Raw genomic sequence first — 19,491 nt, 5'->3', positions numbered from 1 at the left:
TTTGTTGTTATTTTTTGTAAACTGAATATTTCTAACTTAGAAATTTTATTTTTGAGAATGCTGAACCCTTTCGACGATACTTACTTTATGAAAAAAGCCCTGGAAGAAGCCCATTTGGCTTTTGATAAGGGAGAAGTGCCAGTGGGAGCAATCATCACCCATAAGAATCAAATTATAGCCAGAAGTCATAACCTGACTGAAATCCTGGTCGATGTCACTGCTCACGCCGAAATGCAGGCGATTACAGCGGCAGCCAACTTTATCGGGGGAAAATACTTAAGAGATTGCACCATGTACGTGACTTTGGAACCCTGCCAGATGTGTGCCGGGGCTTTGTACTGGAGTCAGTTGTCGCGGCTGGTCTTCGCTGCCGAAGATGACGTGCGTGGTTACAGAGCTATGAATACGAAGCTGCATCCCAAAACCAAAGTAAAATCTGGAATTCTTAAAGAAGAAGCCTCCAAATTATTGAAGGCGTTTTTTATCCAAAAGCGGAATTTGAATTGATAATTCATAAAAAAATTCATCTTTATTACAGATCATTATGCTTTAACCGTAAATTTAGTTATATCATTTAAAATTTAACAGTTAGGTATGTAATAATTGATTTTTTTTTTCTAATTTAAAGCAAAATTAAAAACTATGAAAACACTTATAAAATTAAATAATGTCGTTGTTTTACTTCTAATTCTTTTCACATCCTGTGTAAAAGAAAAGAATGAAATTAAGAAAGATGAAGTTGGTAATGAAATCCTAGCTCTTGAAGAGGCAAGTTTTTATTCACTTTCTAATGATGATAAAGTGAATATGAAACTAAATGATATAAAAGAAAAGTGGGAAAGACGCTTTTTAGAAGAAGAAAATAAAAAAGTTGATTTGGCAGAATTTGAATTGATTAAATCTTACGATACTTTGAAAGATACTTATTACTATTTTCTTAAAGCAAAGGATAAAAAAGGGTTAGTCTCAACAGGTGAATTTCTTGAAAAAGATGATGAAGACCTAACTTTCAAAATAAATAGCAAATAATATTTTTTCATAGATCAACGCTAATCTATAATCTCAGGCTCTTGCTTGAGATTATTCTTTAAGTAGCTCCGCTAGGAATCCCCGCCCGCTTTCACGATCGGGCAGGGAACTTAGATCTAAAGTTTAGGAAACTTTTGTCTATCCATTGAACTAGGGAGCCTGAGTCTAATCGTCGTTGGGTTCTGGTCGATCTTCGTACCAATCTTTAAAGGTCTTTTCAGTCTGGTAATCATCAGTCAGAACTTTATAAACAGCGAATACAAGAGTAGCTTGCCCTGATACCGTCAGGTAAAACACCCAGGAAAAGGCAAGTCCTAAAGAGGCAAATATGGTAACTAGAATTAAAATTAAAGTGGTTAAAATCAGTAGAGGTATTCCTGGATTTTTCATTTTTTGATTAAAACTAACTAGATCCACTGGGAATGCCTGTCAAATAAATATTAAAATTAACTGAAGGTCAGCTCAATAGCTGCTTATTTCTTTTTAATCAGGTACAAATACACTGGAAAGTGATCGCTATATCCTCCTGTAAATCCACCATCTGCAAAGGCTCTGTAAGGATAGCCTTTATAACGTCCTTTTGGATTTTGTAGATAGTAAGGATTAAAAATGTTGGCTTGATATAGTTTATAGGAAGAATAATCATCTTTATCTGTAAGAGACTTAGTGACCAGTATCATATCAAAGACATCCCAGGTGTCTCTCCAGGCAATCGTTCCCACTCCTTTTTTATGGAGTTTTTCAAAAGGGTTGTAAAGGTCGGTAAGTCTCAAGTCTTCTGAAGATTCCTTGGCTTCTAGAACTCCTTTAATACTTTCGTTATAAGGCCCATCATTAAAATCCCCCATGACCATAATTTTAGCATAGGGTTCATGGGTTAAAATAGAATCTTTTATTTTTTTGGTCAGTTTAGCAGCATTCACACGATTAGGTCTGCTACGCTTTTCCCCGCCACTCCTAGAGGGCCAGTGGTTCACTATAAAATGTATATCTTCTCCATCCAATTTACCCTTAACGTGCAATTGATCTCTAGTGTATTTTCGCTTGCTTCTATCGGTATCGTCGTAAAGAACGAGTTCATGCGCTTTGGAATGGATAGGCTGAAACACTCGTTTTTGATAAAGCAGAGCCACATCTATACTTCGTGCATCTGGTGAATTGTAATGAATAATTCCATAATTGTAGGCAGATAAACGCTTATCATTCACCACGTCTTGTAAGACTTTAAAATTCTCAACTTCACAGACTCCAATCACAGCTGGTGGCAATCCAGTAGTTTCAGACCCAATGTCTGCAATAACTTTAGCCATATTGGCGACTTTCTTTTTGTAGATAGATTCCCGTTCTCCTTCTGCAATTTCCATAATAGGCGAAGCTTCATCAAACTTATCTGGATCATTTTTAGTATCAAAAAGATTCTCTAGGTTGTAAAATGCAACGGTATTAATCAAAAATTCATCCGAGCCTGAGGTATTATTCGTTGCTTTTTCTGTCGAGCTACAGCCTAAAACTAAAAAATAGATAATGATCCAATAGCAGGTAAATTTTTTTGATGAAAGTGTGGCCATATTAATTTATTGTAAACTCTTATCTCCGATTAGAATACAAAAATATAATTTAAATACATTTGCAATTCATTAACTTAATTATGTTAACATTAAGATAATATAAACGATATGCATAGGATTTATTATCTCCTTTTTTCACTTGTGTTTTCGGTTTTTAGCATGAGTAGTAATGCCCAAGACGCAAATGTAGTAGGTGTAATTCTGGATTTTAATACCGAAGAACCGCTACCAGGTACTGTCATAAGTATTGAGGGTTCAGGTTTAGAAGTGAGAACAGACGAAAACGGTAGATTCACCTTTTCTGGTTTAGATTTACCATTAGGCGAACAAGTGCTCGGTGTTACCAGATCCAACTATGAAGATAAACGTTTTCCTATTATCATAGAGGAAGGCCAAGAGCTTAATCTTGGAGACCTGTTTCTGGAGGTAGATATCAGCGAAGAAAATCGTCAAATTGGAACGATTTCATTATCAGAAGATGAGCTAGATGGCGATGATGCATCTTCCTTTAATATCTCAGGGTTGTTAGCTTCATCTCAAGATACTTATTTACGTGCTGCAGCCTTTGATTTTAGTGCAGCTTTTTTTAATCCCAGAGGTTTAGACAATGCCAATGGGAAGGTCCTTATTAACGGATTGGAATTGAACAAGCAATTCTCTGGAAGACCGAATTGGGCCAACTGGGGCGGTATGAATGACGTTCAGCGCAACCGTATTTTTTCAAAAAGTACGGAAGCCAATGACTATACTATTGGTGATGTTGCAGGAGTTTCTAACATCATCATGAGGGCTTCCAAAATGCGAAAAGGTGGTCGAGTGTCTTACGCCAGTTCTAATAGAAGCTATCAGGGAAGGGTCATGGGAAGCTATAATTCTGGACTTTTGAATGGTGGTTGGTCGTATTCTGTTTTAATTTCCAGACGATTTGGAGAAGAAGGATTTAGAGAAGGTACCCTCTACGATGCGAATTCCTTTTCATTATCTGTAGAGAACCAGATCAATGAGAAGCATAGCCTCAATTTTACAGGATTTTATGCACCCAACCGAAGAGGAATGGGAACTGCGGTAACTCAGGAAGCTGTAGACCTCAAAGGCATTGAGTACAATCCAAATTGGGGTCTACTCAATGGGGAACAGCGTAATTCCAGGATTAGGAAGACAGAAGAACCGGTTTTTATACTGAATCATTATTGGAAACTGTCCGATAAACTTTCAATTAATACCAATTTGGGTTATCAGTTTGGGTTTTTCTCCACTACCAGAGTTGATAATGGTGGAACACGTTTATTCATAGATCCCAATACAGGCGATCAGGCTTACCTTGGTGGCGCTAGAAACCCTTCCCCAATTTATTATCAAAATCTTCCAAGCTATTCTTTAAGAGATCCTAACCCAGGTCCCCTGGATTTTCAAAATGCCTTTTTAGCGCAGAGAGAATTTCAAAGAGACGGCCAATTTCCATGGGAAGAAGTCTATTTTGCTAATTTCTTAAATCAAAATCGAGGCGGGAATTCTACCTACGCTCTACAGTCTGATCGTGTCGAAGACAAGCAACTTATGATTAACTCAATATTAGATTATAAGCTAGCAGATAATATCACCATTAACGGAAGACTGAATTACAGGAAGCTGGAAAGTGAAAATTTTGCACAAATGGAAGACTTATTAGGTGGAGAGCGCTATCTGGATGTTGATTTTTTTGCAGAAGAAAGTACATTGATTTCTGGCTTAGGTTCAGAACTTGCCCAATCCGATCGTCGAAATCCAAATCGCACGGTTCAGGAAGGAGAACGTTATAAATACAATTACAAAGTAGACGCAGAAGTCTATGATGCCTTTGTACAATCTCAATTTCAATATAAAAGCATTGATCTCTATACGGGATTGAGCTTTGGAAAGACGTCATATCAGAGAACTGGTCTTTATGAAAACGGGTTTTTTCCTGGAGAACGCTCCTTTGGCCCGGGAGAAGAATTAGATTTTACAACATACGCCCTAAAAACGGGAGCGACCTACAGATTATCTGGACGTCATGTGTTTACCTTAAATGCAGCCTATTTTCAAAACGCGCCGACTATTCAAAACTCCTATAGCAATGCTAGACAAAATGGTGATATTGTTGAAGGTATTACAGAAGTTCAAATACAATCCGCAGACTTAAGCTACATCTATAAATCTCCTATAATTAGTGGGCGAGTTACAGGATTTTATACTGGTTTTCAAGACGAAACCAATGTTGGGTTTTATTACACAGAAGAGCTTACTGGCTTGCCTTCTGCCAATAATCAAAACAATGCCTTCGTACAGGAAGTGATGACTGGTATAGATCGACTGCATTATGGTGTTGAATTTGGAGTAGAAGCTCAGGTCCTTCCTACATTAAAATTGAAAGCTGCTGGATCTTTTGGACACTATATCTACAATAGTAATCCAGATATTTATCTTACCAGTCAAAACTTTCCAGAACTACAACTAAGGTTTGGCGATGGGAAAACAGAGCTAAAAAACCTGAGAGTTCCAGGAGGACCCGAACGTGTTTTTCAATTAGGTTTTGAATACAGAGATCCTAAATATTGGAATGTAGGAGTGACTGCCAATCACTTTTCACATGCGTTCATCAGTCCGAGTGGTCTGTTAAGGTCAGATAATTTTGCACTGGATACCGATGGTATAGTATACAATGATTACGACGAAAGCATAGCCAGAGATATCCTGCAACAAGAGCAATTCGATGATTATATGCTGGTCAATGTCATCGGCGGTAAATCCTGGAAAATCGATGATTATTTTGTCGGCTTTTTTGCCGTGATTAATAATGTGCTGGATCAAGAATTTAAAAGTGGTGGCTTTGAACAATCGCGTACCAGTAATTATAGAACCCGAGGTGAGGATCTGAACAGGGAATACGGGCCCTTGTTCGGAAACCGCTATTTCTTCGGATTTGGAACAACCTATTATTTAAGTGCCTATATAAGATTTTAAAACATGAATACGATGAAACCTTTAACTCAAAATTTATTATTCCTATTTCTTTTGGGAGTGTTTTTAACATCTGTATCCTGCGTGGAAGATGATGATTTTGATACTCCAGATTTTACTCAAACTCCCCCTGAGATTGAAGGGACGATTGTGAGTTTAGATATTTTGGAAGGCATTATAGACCAAAATGAAGGCGGTCCTTTCACTTTTGAAGGGACAGACAATGTAGTGGAAGCATACGTCGTTTCCAACGATGAATCTGGTAATTTTTTTAGAGAACTAATTATTCAGGATAGGCCTGAAAACCCAACTTATGGAATTGCAGTTCAAGTCGATGTCAATCCACTCTTTACAAAATTTGATTTTGGAAGAAAAGTTTACATCAGATTAGATGGCTTAGCCGTTGGTCAAAGAGAGGGGAATGAACCTAGACTAGGCATAGCAAGTGGGGAGGATATTGAAAGAATACCTGAGGCATTTGTAGATGAAACTATTCTTAGAGATACCTTAGTTGCTGATATTATACCTGTTCAAAAATCGCTTTCAGATTTACAGTTTTCAGATGTAAATACTTACGTAGAACTGACTGATGTTCAGTTTGCGAACATTTATTTTAATGAAGATTCAGCTGTAACCTATGCTTCAGAAGTAGGCGATCAGTTTGATGGAGAACGCCTCCTACAAAGTTGTTTAAGTGAAAGAGAACTGATATTTAGTACGAGTACATTTGCAGATTTCAAAGGTATAAGCCTGCCAGCAGGAAGTGGATCTTTGAAGGGAATTGTAAGTAGAGACTTCTTTGGAGAGTTCTTCACGTTTTACATCAATTCACCAGAAGATGTGGATATGACAGGAGAGCGTTGCGACCCCGTAGTGTTTTCATGTGGTTTAGCCTCAACTTCGGCTACAAATGAGTTTATCAATGTTGATTTTGAGGATCAAAATATCAACTCTCCTTTAGCTTTAACAGGTTGGACCAATTATATTGAAGCGGGTTCTGAAGCCTGGGAGGCATTTGTCGACAATGGGACTAATCAATCACTTGGTGTTTCGGCTAGAGTTGGGTCTTTTAATTCTGGTGATGACAGTACAGTTTCCTGGTTAATTTCTCCTGAAATACCAGTGGAGGGCAATTCAAAAATTACCTTAGAGTTCAAAACCTCCAATAGCTTTTCCGATGATAGTACCTTACAGGTTCTTTATTCTACCAACTGGGATGGTACCGAAGAAGGCATCACTACTGCGGACTGGGGTGAGATTGAAGATGCTACAATTGTTTCAGACGGTGTATTTTTTGCAGATTGGATCAGTTCTGGATTGGTGGACATGTCTTGTTTTGAGGCCAACGGTCATATTGCTTTTAAATATACAGGAAGTGGAGATCCAAATGAAGACGGTACCTATGAACTAGATGATATTTTTATCAACGTTGAATAAAAACATTTTGAATTAGCATAAACCTCCATTCTCAAAACTTATAAATTAAAAAGCTTAGGCCAAAACCTAAGCTTTTTGTTTATCAACGCTCGATGAACCAAATAAAACAAGAATACTAAGGATATTTATTCTAAAACCAAGCCTACTCCAATCTTCTCCAGTAAGTATGGATTATGCTCGATCACTAAAATATCATTATCAATACTAAGCTTTTTTAAAATTGAATAAAGCAAGTCAATATCAGCATAATGCAAACCAGTACTAGGTTCATCTAATACAAAAAGCTCATGTTTTGGTGCATTTTCAAGCCAGTTTAAGAGGAGTAGTCTTTGTTTTTCTCCTGAAGATAAGGATTGCACGGTTTGGTCTAATCTTAAATGTTCTAGCCCAATATCTTCCAAGTTTTCCATCAGTCTTAAAGCTTTATCAGGTATCTTAAATCCAGCTAACCAGTCTTTCAATTCCGTTAGGCTCATGGCTAGTACTTCAGCGATGTGCTTAGACTTTACGCTATGATTCAAAATATGTTCCTGATAACGCTGGCCCTGGCATACTTCACAGGTTTCAATGGAGTTAGCTGTAATATCCAGACTCATTTCCACAAACCCCTTTCCTTTACAATTTGGACACTGACTCTTTTTGGTTTTGTACGAAAAGTCCTTTGCTTTTAAAGGGGTTTCACTGGCAAAAACTTTCGTGATGAGGTTGAGAATATTCAGGTAATCTACTACCAAAGTACTAGCGTAGGTTCTTAGTCGTTTGGGTTCAAAATAATGTGCTCCATCATAGGTTTTAGGAAAATCTATAGCCGAGCAATTCACCGGTTGATTGGCCTTTATACTAGGAATCAGAATGTCTTTGACTAAAGTTGTTTTTCCCACGCCAGACTTCCCGGTTAAGGCCGTAATTCCACCAATAGGTAAGCTAAGGTTATCCTTAACCAAACTATGCCGGCAAAGGTTTTTTATGTCGACATGAGCTTTGCCAGGCTTAAGCCGTATGGTCTTTTTGGGGGCCTTCAGGAAAGGGTGAATCTGTTTATGTTGGAGTAGGCCTTCAAGGTCTCCCTGGTATGTTATATAACCGCCGAATTGTCCTGCTTTAGGGCCAATTTGTAAAATATGATTTGCTGCCTGAATGATGGATTTGTCATGTTCAATGACGATTACCGTATTTCCTTTATCAATCAGCTCTCTTAATATCTGAATGAGGTCGGGGATATTTCCTTGAGATAAGCCTGCTGAGGGTTCGTCCAAAATATAGGTGATCCCTTTTAAAGGGCTATTTAATTGCTTAATGAGCGCGATGCGCTGATTTTCACCACCCGAAAGCGTAGAAGATTTTCGGTTGAGCTGTAAGTGATTGATATGAAGTTCCTTTGCCCTGGTAATGGTGTTGATAAGGTGTGTTTCCATTTTGCCAAGTAATTTCCCATCGATTGTTTTTTCAGTAGTATGCTGGGATAACCATGTTTCTAGGGTACTGAAATTCATTGACTTTATGGTGTCTATCGATTTCCCTGCAATCTTAATGTTTAAGCGTTCAGGCTTCAATCCACTGGCATGACAATGAGTGCATTCACGATAAGAAAACAAAGCCGTCAACTGACTGATATTTTTGTTTTTCCTTGTTTTCAGATATTCCTCTTGCAAATAGCTGAAGAGACCATCCCAGGTCATGGATAGTGCCTGAGTTCCCTGACGTGTTTTAGTTTGATACACCCAGTCCGCTTCCCAGACCTTTTCTCCTGTACCATACAGCAAGACTTGCTTTTGTTGAGCTGTAAGCGCTTTAAAAGGAGTCTTCAGATCAAATCCATACTCAGTACCGACACGTTTTAAAATTGCCATATGCTGTCCTGCAGGATCTCCATAATAACCTATGGCTTTATTATGGGCAAACAATCCTGTGGCTATACTTTTATTTTCATCTAGAACAAGTTTGTTAAGGTCTGGAAGTAATTCCTGTCCAAGCCCTTCGCAAACTTCACATTTTCCTAATTCATGAGCATTTGAAAAGTGACTGGCAGATAATTCTTCACCTTTATACTGGGCTTTTCTGGAAAAAGCAAAACGCAAGAGTTTATCTATGCCTGTTTGTTTAGCTATATCTGAGCGCTGAGCCTGACTTTTTTGTTTACGGGTTATACAAATACTTGGTGTAAGTCCTTCAATATGATCTACTTCAAACTGAAAATTGACCCCAACCCTGGACTGCTGGTAAGCTGAGAATTGTTTAGTCATTTCCTGGAGGCCATAACCATGAAGGGTGTCTATAGCCAGAGAAGATTTTCCTGAACCAGAAACTCCCTTAATTACTGAAAGCTGATGCTTAGGGAAACTGACATCTATACCTTTTAAAGAATGAGTTCGCGCTCCTTTAATACTAATAAACTCTCGTTGCTGAGGTTGTTCTGATTTTAGTTGGATAGGTTTTACATCTAAAGCATTGTCTACCCAGACATCGCAGTCTTTTTGAAAAAGATGATGGTTTTCAAAACAAAGAATACCAGCAGTTTGCAGTTTCAGCTGATGTAAAGCCTTCAGCAATTGAGTCACATTTTGATAATGAAGCCCAATGCTGGGTTCTTCCAACACCAGCAACGTTTGTGTTGATTTTTTTGCAAAGTGTTTGGTGAGTTTTATACGCTGCGCTTCCCCTCCAGATAATGTATTGGAAGGCTGACCTAGTTTGATGTAGCCTAAACCCAATTGTAGCATCAAAGACAGAATGTCTGTGATCTTTTTTTCTCCCTTAAAAAAGCTGTAGGCCTCTTCGATACTGAGATTATAAATATCAGCAATATTTTTTTTATTGTAATGAACGGCAAGCACCTCAGGTTTAAATCGCTTTCCGTTGCAGACGGGACACACCTGATTGATGGTTCCCATCGCACTCATTGACAGAGTAATCACTCCTGCACCTTCACAAGTGGGACAACGTCCTTTTTTATTATTGAATGAGAAAGCACTTTTGGTAAGCTTCAGGGATTTAGCTTCTGCGGTTTTTGCCAAAAGGTCCCTTATTTTATCTGCTAAGCCAGTATAGGTCGCTGGATTACTCCGAGGAGTTTTACCAATGGGCTGATCTGTTACTTTTAGGAGATTTAAAGCCTTATCTTCACAGAATTCAGTGATACGTTTTACAAGCTCTGGTGTTTTTCGGCTAATGACTGATAGTGAATTTGGCTGAGGCTGAAATTTTCCAGAATCTATTTTTTTAGCCTTTCTTTTCGGCCCATTGCTGAAAGACTCCAAAGCAGATAAGGTCGGGCTGTTGAGGTCTTTTTCCTTAAGAAATTGTTCCTTGGTTCCATTAAAGATGACTTCTCCACCATGTACTCCTGCTTCAGGACCAAGCTCTACAATCCAATCGGCTGCTTGAATAAAATCCAAGTCATGTTCGACGACCATCACAGTATTTCCTCTGTGTATAAGTCGTTTAAGAATGTGGATCAGATAGTTTTGATAATCTGCTGAAAGACCGATAGAGGGTTCATCAAATACATATAAAATCCCTTGTAATCTGGAATTCACCTGGTTGATGAGTTTGATGCGCTGTCCATCTCCTGAGGAGATGTCTAGACTAGGTGTGCTCAGCTGATAGTCGCCCATTCCCAGGTGAATCAGGTCCAGTAGTTGAATCTGAATTTTATCAACTAAATGAGATTCTCCTTTGGAGAGTTTCAAAGCCTTCAATCGATCATATAATTCGTTCAAGGATAGATCCATCCAGGCCTTGAAGTTGAAGCCTTTCCACTTATATTTTAGATGCTCTGCTTTGATCCGTCCACCTTTACAGCTTGGACATACTCTAGAGCTTGCGAATTTTAAAATGTTTGGATTTCTATCTACTCTTAGTATATTCTGCATGATGGGGAGCATGCCTTTATAATAACCTTCTTCTCTAGGTTTAGCTTTAATACCAGACCATCTTAACCGGGATTCCAGACCGTGCTTTCCATAGAATACTTTAATGCGATTGCTGCCGTTTAAGACAACCTCTTTTTGTTCGTCCGAAAGGTCTTTCCAAGGGATATCTACATCAAATCCGTGAGCTTTGCAGACTTTATTCAACTCTTCTACGGTGATTTGAGAATACACGATATAGCCATTGAGCAGAGTGGTGGTGATAGCTCCCTCCCTCAACGTTTTAGATTCATCGCCTATAACTTTGTCCAAGTCGATGTATTCGGCTTCTCCAATACCACGGCAAACCTTACAGGCACCTTTGGGATGATTGAAAGAAAAAAGCGACTTACTCATAGGAGTTTCTCCGGCATAGCGAGCAAACAGAATCCTGAAGACGGAGGTTAATTCAGAAAGCGTTCCAAAAGTGGTATTAATGGATTGAAAGCGTTTGGATTGCTCCACTTTGATCACTGGCGGAAGATCCTGAATCTCATCGACCTCTGCCGTGGGAATGGCTTGCCCGTTTTGCTGATTGTAAGCTGGTAAACTTTCCAGGAAATACCGGTAGCCTTCATTGGCAATCACATTCATAGCCAGAGACGATTTCCCAGATCCAGATAAGCCAGTCAACACAATGAGCTGATGTTCTGGGATTTCTAAATCAATGTTCTTAAGGTTATTTTGATGGGCGTTTTTGATCTTCATTAAATATGATACTTTCTGTTTTGAATGCTAATAAAAAAATAACTGTCAAATGAAATTGACTTACAAGACCTCACAGGTATCAAAGACCTGTGAGGTCTGAACACTTTATAAAATGGTTGATCAGTGTTTAATTTCTAAGTCTTTTATTCTTTTATACCACAGTTTTAGAATTTGAAACCGTAAGATAAGAAGATTAATAAAGCTCAATTAAATAAAGATATGCGTTGGTTTAAACTTAACTTTTAGAACCAAAGTCAAATCTATTTTAGGAGCAGGGATTCATATTTTTTAAACAGGTTAGTGTAGCGTTTTTTGTTAGAAATGAAGAGAAGAACCCGTTCCCTTTTTTGATTTCATATTTTACTACATTTGAAAAATCAATTTCAATCTGTGAGTATCTACAAAAAACTTTTTCAAAACACGTTTATTTACGGTGTAGCTACAGTCATTCCCAGGATGCTTTCGGTGATTTTGGTGCCGCTGTACACTGGTGTTTTAGAAAACACATCCTTTGGAGATTACTCGATCATTTTTTCGTATTTCGTCATTTTTAATGTGATCCTGGCTTATGGGATGGAGACTGCTTTTTTTAGATTTTACAACAAAGAAAAAGACAAATCACAGGTGGTCTCTACCTCCACCTGGTCTATACTCGCGACCACTGCGGGATTTGTCCTATTGGCGTACTTAGCCTTTACAGAACTTCAGAGCTTTACCAGAATCGACTCACAAAACCTAAAGTTAATTATTTGGATTCTTGCTTTAGATGCTTTGGCTATTATTCCGTTTGCCTGGCTCAGAGCCAATTCAAAACCTATAAGATTTGCTGTGATTAAGACCATCAACGTAGCTGTTAATTTAGGTCTTAATGTATTTTTCTTGTTGTATTTGAAGGACCTTGCTGAGAGCAGTGCTTTAATGAATTCTATCTACATTCCCAATTTTGAAGTGAGCTACATTTTCATTTCACTCATTGTTGCTAGCGGGCTAACCCTTTTATTGCTTCTCCCATTTTATTCTCGAATTCAATTTCAATTTGATTGGAATCTTTGGAAATCCATGATGAAATACGCCCTTCCTGTTCTTGTGGCAGGGGTTGCTTTTTCCATCAATGAGGTGGTGGACCGTTTGTTTCTAGAGCGAATGTTACCCGAAGCCATCGCTAAAGAGAAAATTGGGATTTATTCAGCCTGTTATAAGTTAGGAATGTTTATGACTTTGTTTGCAACAGCCTTCAGGCTGGGAATAGAACCTTTCTTTTTTAGCCATGCCTCAAGTAAAAATCCTAAATCGGCCTACGCGATGATCACCAAATACTTCGTCATTGTGGGAACTGTGATTTTGCTTTTCGTCATTGTATTTGCGGATCTGTTCAAAATGCTTTTGATTACTAATGAAAGTTACTGGGAGGCGATGAAAATTGTTCCCATCATTCTACTGGCCAATTTATTTCTAGGCATTTATCATAACCTGTCCGTATGGTACAAAGTCACAGATAAGACTCACTATGGAGCCTATATTTCATCTATTGGAGCCGTTTTCACCATTGTAATTAATATCTGGTTGATTCCGATAATCGGTTATGTAGGTTCGGCAATAGCTACACTTACCGCCTACGGAAGCATGATGCTCCTCTCGTATTTTATAGGCCAAAAGCATTATGCGATTCCCTATAAATATGGTAAAATCCTAATTTACCTCTCAGTTTCCATTCTATTTTCTCTAATTTCGTTCTACTATTTTAGAGAAAACTACGTTATAGGTATAGCGCTCCTGCTCGTTTATTGTGGTGGTGTTTTTATGAATGAAAAAAAAGAATTGTACAGACTTATCAAAAGTGATTAAATTATGAAAGTGAATATCATTAACCGCTCCTCATTCGACTTACCGAAGTACGAAACTTCATCATCTGCAGGCGTCGATTTAAAAGCACATATAGATGTTGCAGTTCATCTTGAGAGCATGGAGCGTTGCCTGGTCAAAACCGGGTTATTTCTGGAACTTCCTAAAGGCGTTGAAGCGCAGGTGAGACCTAGAAGTGGTTTGGCCCTCAAAAAGGGGATTACTGTGCTGAATTCACCTGGCACCATTGATGCTGATTACAGAGGCGAGGTGGGTGTGATTTTAATCAATTTATCTAAAGAAAAATTTACAATACAACCTGGCGACCGCATCGCTCAACTCGTGTTTGCAAAGCACGAGCAAGCTGATTTTCAACTTGTAGAATCTCTTTCTGAAACCGACAGAGGAGAAGGTGGATTCGGAAGTACAGGACACTAATAAAAAACAACTTATGAAGATTATAGTACCCATGGCCGGAAGAGGCTCAAGATTAAGACCACATACACTTACCATCCCCAAACCTCTAATTCCTATTGCAGGAAAACCAATCGTTCAACGTCTGGTAGAAGGCATCGCTGATGTGTTGGAGGAAAAAATTGATGAAATTGCCTTTATCATTTCTGAGGATTTTGGCGCTGAGATTGAAGCTAAGCTAAACGAGGTAGCTGCTGGTCTGGATGCCAAGTCTACAATTTATTATCAGGATAAACCACTAGGAACCGGGCATGCCATCATGTGTGCTAAAGAGTCTTTACAAGGACCTGCGGTGATTGCTTATGCGGATACCTTGTTTAAAGCTGATTTCAAGCTGGACAAAGAAGCCGATGCAGTGATGTGGGTGAAAAAGGTGGATAACCCTGAAGCTTTTGGTGTGGTAAATCTTAACGAAGAGGGTCACATTACCGAACTGGTTGAGAAATCTAAGGATTTCGTATCTGATTTGGCAGTGATCGGTATTTACTATTTTAAAGAGGTAGCACAACTAAAAACTCAGCTGGAAAAAGTCATTGAAGAAAACATCATGCATGGTGGAGAGTACCAAATCAATGACGGGATTAAGAAGATGCGAGAGAATGGAGCGGTTTTTAAGCCTGGACAGGTCGACGAGTGGATGGATTGTGGCAACAAACACGTTACGGTAGACACCAATTCTAGGATGCTTAACTTCATTCATAAGGAGGGCAAGGAGAAACTCACCTCAGATTCTGTAAAAATTACAGATTCTGAGATTATTGAGCCTTGTTTTATAGGTGATAATGTGTTTCTGAAAAATGCAAAAGTCGGCCCTAATGTCTCTATAGGAGATGGCACGGTTATCGATAATAGTACTATTAAAAACTCTCTGATACAAGAACACGCTGAAGTCAAAAATGCCAAGCTGGATAAAGCCATGATTGGCAATTTTGCTAGGTTCGATGGAAATTTCACTTCTATAAGTATTGGAGATTACTCCGTTTTAGAATAAATAACATGTGTCATCGCTTACGTCTTTTTATTGTTTATTTCCTTTTGATCAGCCTTACCAGTTTGGCTCAGGACAAAAACAACCTTTCCGAAGATGTCAATGTAGATAATCTTGGAAACAATACAGATGAGTTTCAGGAGGTATTCTTTAAAGCGATTGCACAGCGAGCCGTAGAAAATCCAGACCAGGCTATTGAAGAACTCGAACGTTGTCTTGAGTTGAAACCCAACAACACAGCAGTGTTTTATGAATTGGCTAAAAACCACATTGATTTAAAGAATTATTCAAAAGCTGAAGAATTTCTTTTAAAGACTCTGGAGAATCCTAGGTATAAGAATAATATCAATATTCATAAGCAGGTGTTTTATGTGTATAACATGCAAAAACGCTATGAGGACGCTATTGAAAAAGCAGAGTTTATAGCTGAGGAGAATCCTGTTTATTTCCAGGAGCTTGCCAATTTACATTTGCTTAAAGATAACTATAAGGAAGCTTTAGTAGCCCTGGACCGCTATGATGCAGTAGAAGGCATTGATGAATTTAGAGATGATTTCAGAATGATCATTTATAAAGAAGGTTCCATGTTGAAAACTGGAATTAAATTTTTTAAAAACCGATTTCAGAATTCAATAGAAGATACAAGAGCAGCAACTTCATTGATGGAACTTTATCGATTAGATAACTCTCCTAAAAAGGCAATTGAAATAGGGGAAATTTTAGAAGAAAATCAAGTGAATGATCCTGAGCTTTATGTGGAAATGGCCATGGCCTATCTTGTTTCTCAAAATAGCGATAAAGCAAAAATTTATAGTAAGAAAGTTGTACAAAGCCTCACCCTTGAAGAGAAGGATAAACTCAAGGTCATCAATACTTACAAAGCTTTTGCGATGAATCATCCAGAAGTTCAGGATGATTTTGTAAGTGTTCTGGACTCGGCGCTGTCTTCAGAAAAGAGCTCGTCGAGTAAAGCAGAGCTAGGAGAGTTTTACAAGTCCAGAGACAAAGAAAAAGCTCTAAAAAATTTTAAATCTGCTTTACGTAACAAACCCAACGACTTTAAGTTAATTCAAAATATACTTCAGCTGGAGATGGAACTTGGGAATTATGAAGATGCCGTGGTAACTAGTTCCAAGGCCTTGCAGAGTTTCCCTGCACAAGGCTACTTTTATGTGATTAAAGGTCTAGCATTGATAGAACTTAAACAGCATAAAGAAGCAGTATCTGTGCTTGAAGAAGCTTTGGATTATATATTTGATGAGGATTTAGAACGAAATGTATTTTTGGCCTTGGCAAAAACTCACCAGGTTTTAGGAAATGTCGAAAAAGCTGCTGCTTACGACCAAAAACTTAAACAAAAATCGAATTGATGAAGATAAGATTGAAGACTTTAGGAGTGATTTTAGGAGTGTTAATGATCCTGTCTGGCTGCAAGTCAACCAAAACTGGAGCTAATGCAGATACCAAAGCGAAATCAGCTCGCATTGTGTTGAAAAATCTAGAAAACAGCCTTGCAGATTTTAATACGGTTAGTGGAAAAATGAAAGCTGGCTACAAATCAGAAGATGACTCGCAGTCCATTAATATCACCTATAGAATAGAAAAAGATAAAGCGATTTGGATGAGTGCCAAAGTCATGGGGCTTCTGCCCGTAGCTAAAGTATATATCACTCCAGATCGGTTTCAGTATTATGAAAAAATCAACAGAACTTATTTTGATGGAGACTATGCCATGGCAGAAGAATTTCTAGGTGTAAAGGTTGATTTCGAAAACCTTCAAAATCTTCTTATTGGTCAACCTATGTATGCCTTAAAGAAGAACGGAATGTTGTATGATAACAACACCTATGTGTTTCTTCAAAATATAAAATCTATCTTAGCTTATTCAGCAATTATAGACGAAAAGCAATTTCAGGTGAAATCTCAATCTTTAAGAAATCAAAATAATGAAAGCTTAACCATTGAATATGACAGATACCAGTCTGTGGATCGTCAAAAATTCCCATCCTCTATTAAGCTTACTGCCAAAAAAGATAATGAAGTGGTTCTGATTGATATCGAGTACCGATCTGTGGTTTTCAATGAAGAACTGGACTTCCCGTTCTCTATTCCAGATAATTATGAACTTTTAGGATTTTAATGAAGCGTCTTCAGTACATAACTTTTATCGTTTTACTAAGTTTTAATGTCGTTGCTGTGGCTCAAACTAGAAAAGAACTGGAAGCTAAACGCCAGGAAATTCAGCAGGAAATAGACGAGATCAACAGCATCATTAAAAACACGGAGTCCAAAGGGCAATCGGCTTTAGGTGAATATGAAGACCTTCAAAAACGAATACAAGCTACCGAGCGATTGATCCAGGTGAATAATCAGGAAGCCAATCTTCTCACCAGAGAGATCAATTCCAATGCTAATAAAATAGATCGCCTAAGGACTGAGCTGGAAAAATTAAAAGCAGATTATGAGAAGATGATTCAAAAATCCTATAGAAGCAAGTCCAGTAAAAGCAGAATTATGTTTCTATTTTCTTCAGAATCTTTCCTACAGGCTTATAAGCGCATTCAGTACATGAAACAATTTGCTCAATATCGAAAACAGCAGGGTGAAGAAGTGATGTTGCAAACCAAAACCCTACAGGAACTCAATTCGACTTTGTTTGAGCAGAGGAGAGATCAGGAGAAGATTTTGGCTCAAAATCGCAAAACTAAGGCCAATCTCGTCGGGGATAGGAATAACCTGGAGCAACTGCTTGCAAGTATCAATAAAGAAAAGCAAAAGTATGCTAAAGAGCTGAAACAAAAACAGAAGGAAGCCAGTAGAATCGATCGTGAAATTGATCGCTTAATTCGAGAAGCTATAGCGAGAGAAAATAAGAAGGCTGGTTCTAATGAAAAGACTACCTTTAAACTGACACCAGAAGCAGAGGCCTTGGCAGCAGATTTTGCTCAAAATAAAGGAAAACTTCCCTGGCCCGTGAGGTCTGGCGTGGTCTCGATGCGTTTTGGAGAGCGGCCTCACCCAATTGTAAAAACCATAAAGGTGATGAGTAATGGGGTGCGTATAGACACCGAAAAAAATGGAAAGGCAAGAGCTATTTTTGAAGGAGAAGTTAGCCAAGTCAGTAAAATCCCAGGAGCTAATATTGTAGTTATGATTAGACACGGAAACTATTTGTCGATTTATAATAATTTACAAAAGGTTTTTGTGAAAGCTGGTGATAAAGTATCTAGAGGCGAGGAAATTGGAGAGGTAGGAATCAATTCCTCTTCTGGAAAAACCACATTGATTTTTCAACTATTTAAAAACACGACTAAACTTAATCCGGAGCGGTGGATTTATAAAATGTAGATTGATTTTAGAAATTGGTTAAAAAATTAGACAGAAGTCATAAGCTTGTCGTAATTCCCTGATTTTTAACCAAGCCTTAACAACAGAAAATAGATTTAATTTTCATTTTGCATTCTATTATAAGAATAGGTTATAACGCTATAAGAATATTTCCATGGAACAAGATCAAGCCAATGTGGACATTGCCTCCATCAATGAGAAAATAGAAAAAGAAAGTGCCTTTGTAGACCTACTCATGAATGAGATGAATAAAGTCATCGTAGGGCAAAAGCACATGGTAGAACGTTTATTGATTGGTTTACTTGGTCAGGGTCATATTTTACTAGAAGGAGTTCCAGGTTTGGCTAAAACCTTAGCCATTAATACCCTTTCCAAAGCTGTACATGGCAGTTTTAGTAGAATCCAATTTACACCAGATTTATTGCCAGCAGACGTTGTGGGAACAATGATCTACAATATGAAAGAGAATTCTTTCAATATTAAAAAAGGCCCAATATTCGCCAATTTTGTGTTGACCGATGAGATCAACAGGGCTCCAGCCAAAGTTCAGTCTGCCTTACTGGAAGCCATGCAGGAGAAGCAAGTTACCATTGGTGATGAAACCTTTATGCTCGACAAACCTTTTCTGGTGATGGCAACACAAAACCCGGTGGAGCAGGAGGGAACTTATCCACTACCAGAAGCACAGGTCGATAGATTTATGTTGAAAACCGTTATCGACTATCCTAACCTCGAGGATGAACAGTTAGTGATGAGATCCAACCTTAATAGCAGTTTTGGAAAAGTTAATCCAGTAGTAACTACAGATCAAATACTGAGGGCTCAAAGTGCTGTAAGAGAAGTCTACATGGATGAGAAAATAGAAAAATATATTTTGGATATCATCTTTGCGACGCGTTATCCAGAGAAATATAAGCTTGCTGATATCAAGCCGCTCATTAGTTTTGGAGCTTCACCTAGAGGTAGTATCAATTTAGCTATTGCAGCTAAGTGCTATGCGTTCATCAAAAGGAGAGGCTATGTGATCCCAGAAGATGTGAGAGCTGTAGTCTATGATGTATTGAGGCACAGAATTGGAATTACTTACGAGGCTGAAGCAGAAAATATTAAATCTGAAGATCTCATTAGCAAAATCATCAATGAAGTAGAAGTGCCTTAGGATTTGAATCAATTATTCACTGAAATTATTTTATCATTTAAGACACGTTGC

The 19,491-nt window shown here is 38.2% G+C and carries 14 protein-coding genes; 11 read left to right on the top strand and 3 right to left on the bottom strand.

Annotation, left to right across the window (positions count from 1 at the left end; all coding sequences use genetic code 11):
* Positions 1-57: 57 nt before the first annotated feature.
* Both F598_RS0101005 and F598_RS0101000 read left to right on the top strand, forming a co-directional pair.
* Positions 58-507 carry a nucleoside deaminase gene (locus tag F598_RS0101005; protein ID WP_019037145.1) on the top strand — a complete coding sequence of 150 codons (450 nt, stop codon included), beginning with the start codon at positions 58-60 and terminating at the stop codon, positions 505-507.
* A gap of 135 nt (positions 508-642) precedes the next feature.
* Positions 643-1,029, top strand: a complete 387-nt coding sequence (locus tag F598_RS0101000; protein WP_019037144.1) for a hypothetical protein — start codon at positions 643-645, stop codon at positions 1,027-1,029.
* Positions 1,030-1,194: 165 nt separating this feature from the next.
* Here the strand turns inward: F598_RS0101000 and F598_RS0100995 are convergent, their stop codons facing one another.
* The gene (locus F598_RS0100995) at positions 1,195-1,419 is read right to left on the bottom strand and encodes a hypothetical protein (RefSeq protein WP_019037143.1); all 225 of its coding nucleotides are present in this window, start codon (positions 1,417-1,419) and stop codon (positions 1,195-1,197) included.
* Positions 1,420-1,502: 83 nt separating this feature from the next.
* Complete coding sequence (locus tag F598_RS0100990) at positions 1,503-2,597, bottom strand: endonuclease/exonuclease/phosphatase family protein (protein ID WP_019037142.1); 1,095 nt, start codon at positions 2,595-2,597, stop codon at positions 1,503-1,505.
* Positions 2,598-2,705: 108 nt separating this feature from the next.
* Between F598_RS0100990 and F598_RS0100985 the strand changes: the two genes are divergently transcribed.
* Together F598_RS0100985 and F598_RS0100980 are read left to right on the top strand one after the other, a co-directional pair.
* Entirely contained in the window at positions 2,706-5,579 is a 2,874-nt protein-coding gene (locus F598_RS0100985) for a TonB-dependent receptor (protein ID WP_026302435.1), read from the top strand.
* 12 nt (positions 5,580-5,591) lie between these two features.
* A complete protein-coding gene (locus F598_RS0100980; RefSeq protein WP_019037140.1) occupies positions 5,592-7,013 on the top strand; it encodes a DUF5689 domain-containing protein in 1,422 nt (473 codons plus the stop codon).
* A 125-nt stretch (positions 7,014-7,138) separates the two neighbouring features.
* Here F598_RS0100980 and F598_RS0100975 read toward each other — a convergent pair whose 3' ends face one another.
* Complete coding sequence (locus F598_RS0100975; RefSeq protein WP_019037139.1) at positions 7,139-11,629, bottom strand: AAA family ATPase; 4,491 nt, start codon at positions 11,627-11,629, stop codon at positions 7,139-7,141.
* Between the two features lie 390 nt (positions 11,630-12,019).
* Between F598_RS0100975 and F598_RS0100970 the strand changes: the two genes are divergently transcribed.
* The 7 genes from F598_RS0100970 (at position 12,020) to F598_RS0100940 (ending at position 19,440) form a co-directional block, all read left to right on the top strand.
* Positions 12,020-13,474, top strand: a complete 1,455-nt coding sequence (locus tag F598_RS0100970; protein WP_026302434.1) for a lipopolysaccharide biosynthesis protein — start codon at positions 12,020-12,022, stop codon at positions 13,472-13,474.
* A gap of 3 nt (positions 13,475-13,477) precedes the next feature.
* Entirely contained in the window at positions 13,478-13,909 is a 432-nt protein-coding gene (dut, locus tag F598_RS0100965; protein ID WP_019037137.1) for a dUTP diphosphatase, read from the top strand.
* A 13-nt stretch (positions 13,910-13,922) separates the two neighbouring features.
* On the top strand, positions 13,923-14,936 hold the full coding sequence (locus F598_RS0100960) for a sugar phosphate nucleotidyltransferase (RefSeq protein WP_026302433.1): 1,014 nt from the start codon (positions 13,923-13,925) through the stop codon (positions 14,934-14,936).
* A gap of 62 nt (positions 14,937-14,998) precedes the next feature.
* Positions 14,999-16,303 (top strand): tetratricopeptide repeat protein, encoded by a 1,305-nt coding sequence (locus F598_RS0100955; protein WP_245539734.1) that lies wholly within the window; start codon positions 14,999-15,001, stop codon positions 16,301-16,303.
* A complete protein-coding gene (gene lolB1, locus F598_RS0100950; RefSeq protein WP_019037134.1) occupies positions 16,303-17,073 on the top strand; it encodes a lipoprotein insertase outer membrane protein LolB1 in 771 nt (256 codons plus the stop codon). Before F598_RS0100955 ends, lolB1 begins: the two co-directional genes overlap by 1 nt.
* Positions 17,073-18,281 carry a murein hydrolase activator EnvC family protein gene (locus F598_RS0100945; protein WP_019037133.1) on the top strand — a complete coding sequence of 403 codons (1,209 nt, stop codon included), beginning with the start codon at positions 17,073-17,075 and terminating at the stop codon, positions 18,279-18,281. The genes lolB1 and F598_RS0100945 overlap by 1 nt, the downstream gene beginning before the upstream one ends.
* A gap of 154 nt (positions 18,282-18,435) precedes the next feature.
* Positions 18,436-19,440 (top strand): AAA family ATPase, encoded by a 1,005-nt coding sequence (locus F598_RS0100940; RefSeq protein ID WP_019037132.1) that lies wholly within the window; start codon positions 18,436-18,438, stop codon positions 19,438-19,440.
* Positions 19,441-19,491 lie beyond the last annotated feature (51 nt).

The organism is Psychroflexus tropicus DSM 15496 (genome assembly GCF_000378765.1).
Lineage (GTDB): Bacteria > Bacteroidota > Bacteroidia > Flavobacteriales > Flavobacteriaceae > Psychroflexus > Psychroflexus tropicus.
The sequence above is the reverse complement of the archived record's forward strand: the minus strand, read 5'-3'. Positions and strand labels throughout refer to the sequence as shown.

Excerpts from the sequence above, each read along its gene's own strand:
- F598_RS0101005 (WP_019037145.1), top strand. The coding sequence starts at position 58 with ATGCTGAACCCTTTCGACGATACTTACTTTATGAAAAAAGCCCTGGAA.
- F598_RS0101000 (WP_019037144.1), top strand. The coding sequence starts at position 643 with ATGAAAACACTTATAAAATTAAATAATGTCGTTGTTTTACTTCTAATT.
- F598_RS0100995 (WP_019037143.1), bottom strand. The coding sequence starts at position 1,419 with ATGAAAAATCCAGGAATACCTCTACTGATTTTAACCACTTTAATTTTA.
- F598_RS0100990 (WP_019037142.1), bottom strand. The coding sequence starts at position 2,597 with ATGGCCACACTTTCATCAAAAAAATTTACCTGCTATTGGATCATTATC.
- F598_RS0100985 (WP_026302435.1), top strand. The coding sequence starts at position 2,706 with ATGCATAGGATTTATTATCTCCTTTTTTCACTTGTGTTTTCGGTTTTT.
- F598_RS0100980 (WP_019037140.1), top strand. The coding sequence starts at position 5,592 with ATGAAACCTTTAACTCAAAATTTATTATTCCTATTTCTTTTGGGAGTG.
- F598_RS0100975 (WP_019037139.1), bottom strand. The coding sequence starts at position 11,629 with ATGAAGATCAAAAACGCCCATCAAAATAACCTTAAGAACATTGATTTA.
- dut (WP_019037137.1), top strand. The coding sequence starts at position 13,478 with ATGAAAGTGAATATCATTAACCGCTCCTCATTCGACTTACCGAAGTAC.
- F598_RS0100960 (WP_026302433.1), top strand. The coding sequence starts at position 13,923 with ATGAAGATTATAGTACCCATGGCCGGAAGAGGCTCAAGATTAAGACCA.
- lolB1 (WP_019037134.1), top strand. The coding sequence starts at position 16,303 with ATGAAGATAAGATTGAAGACTTTAGGAGTGATTTTAGGAGTGTTAATG.
- F598_RS0100945 (WP_019037133.1), top strand. The coding sequence starts at position 17,073 with ATGAAGCGTCTTCAGTACATAACTTTTATCGTTTTACTAAGTTTTAAT.
- F598_RS0100940 (WP_019037132.1), top strand. The coding sequence starts at position 18,436 with ATGGAACAAGATCAAGCCAATGTGGACATTGCCTCCATCAATGAGAAA.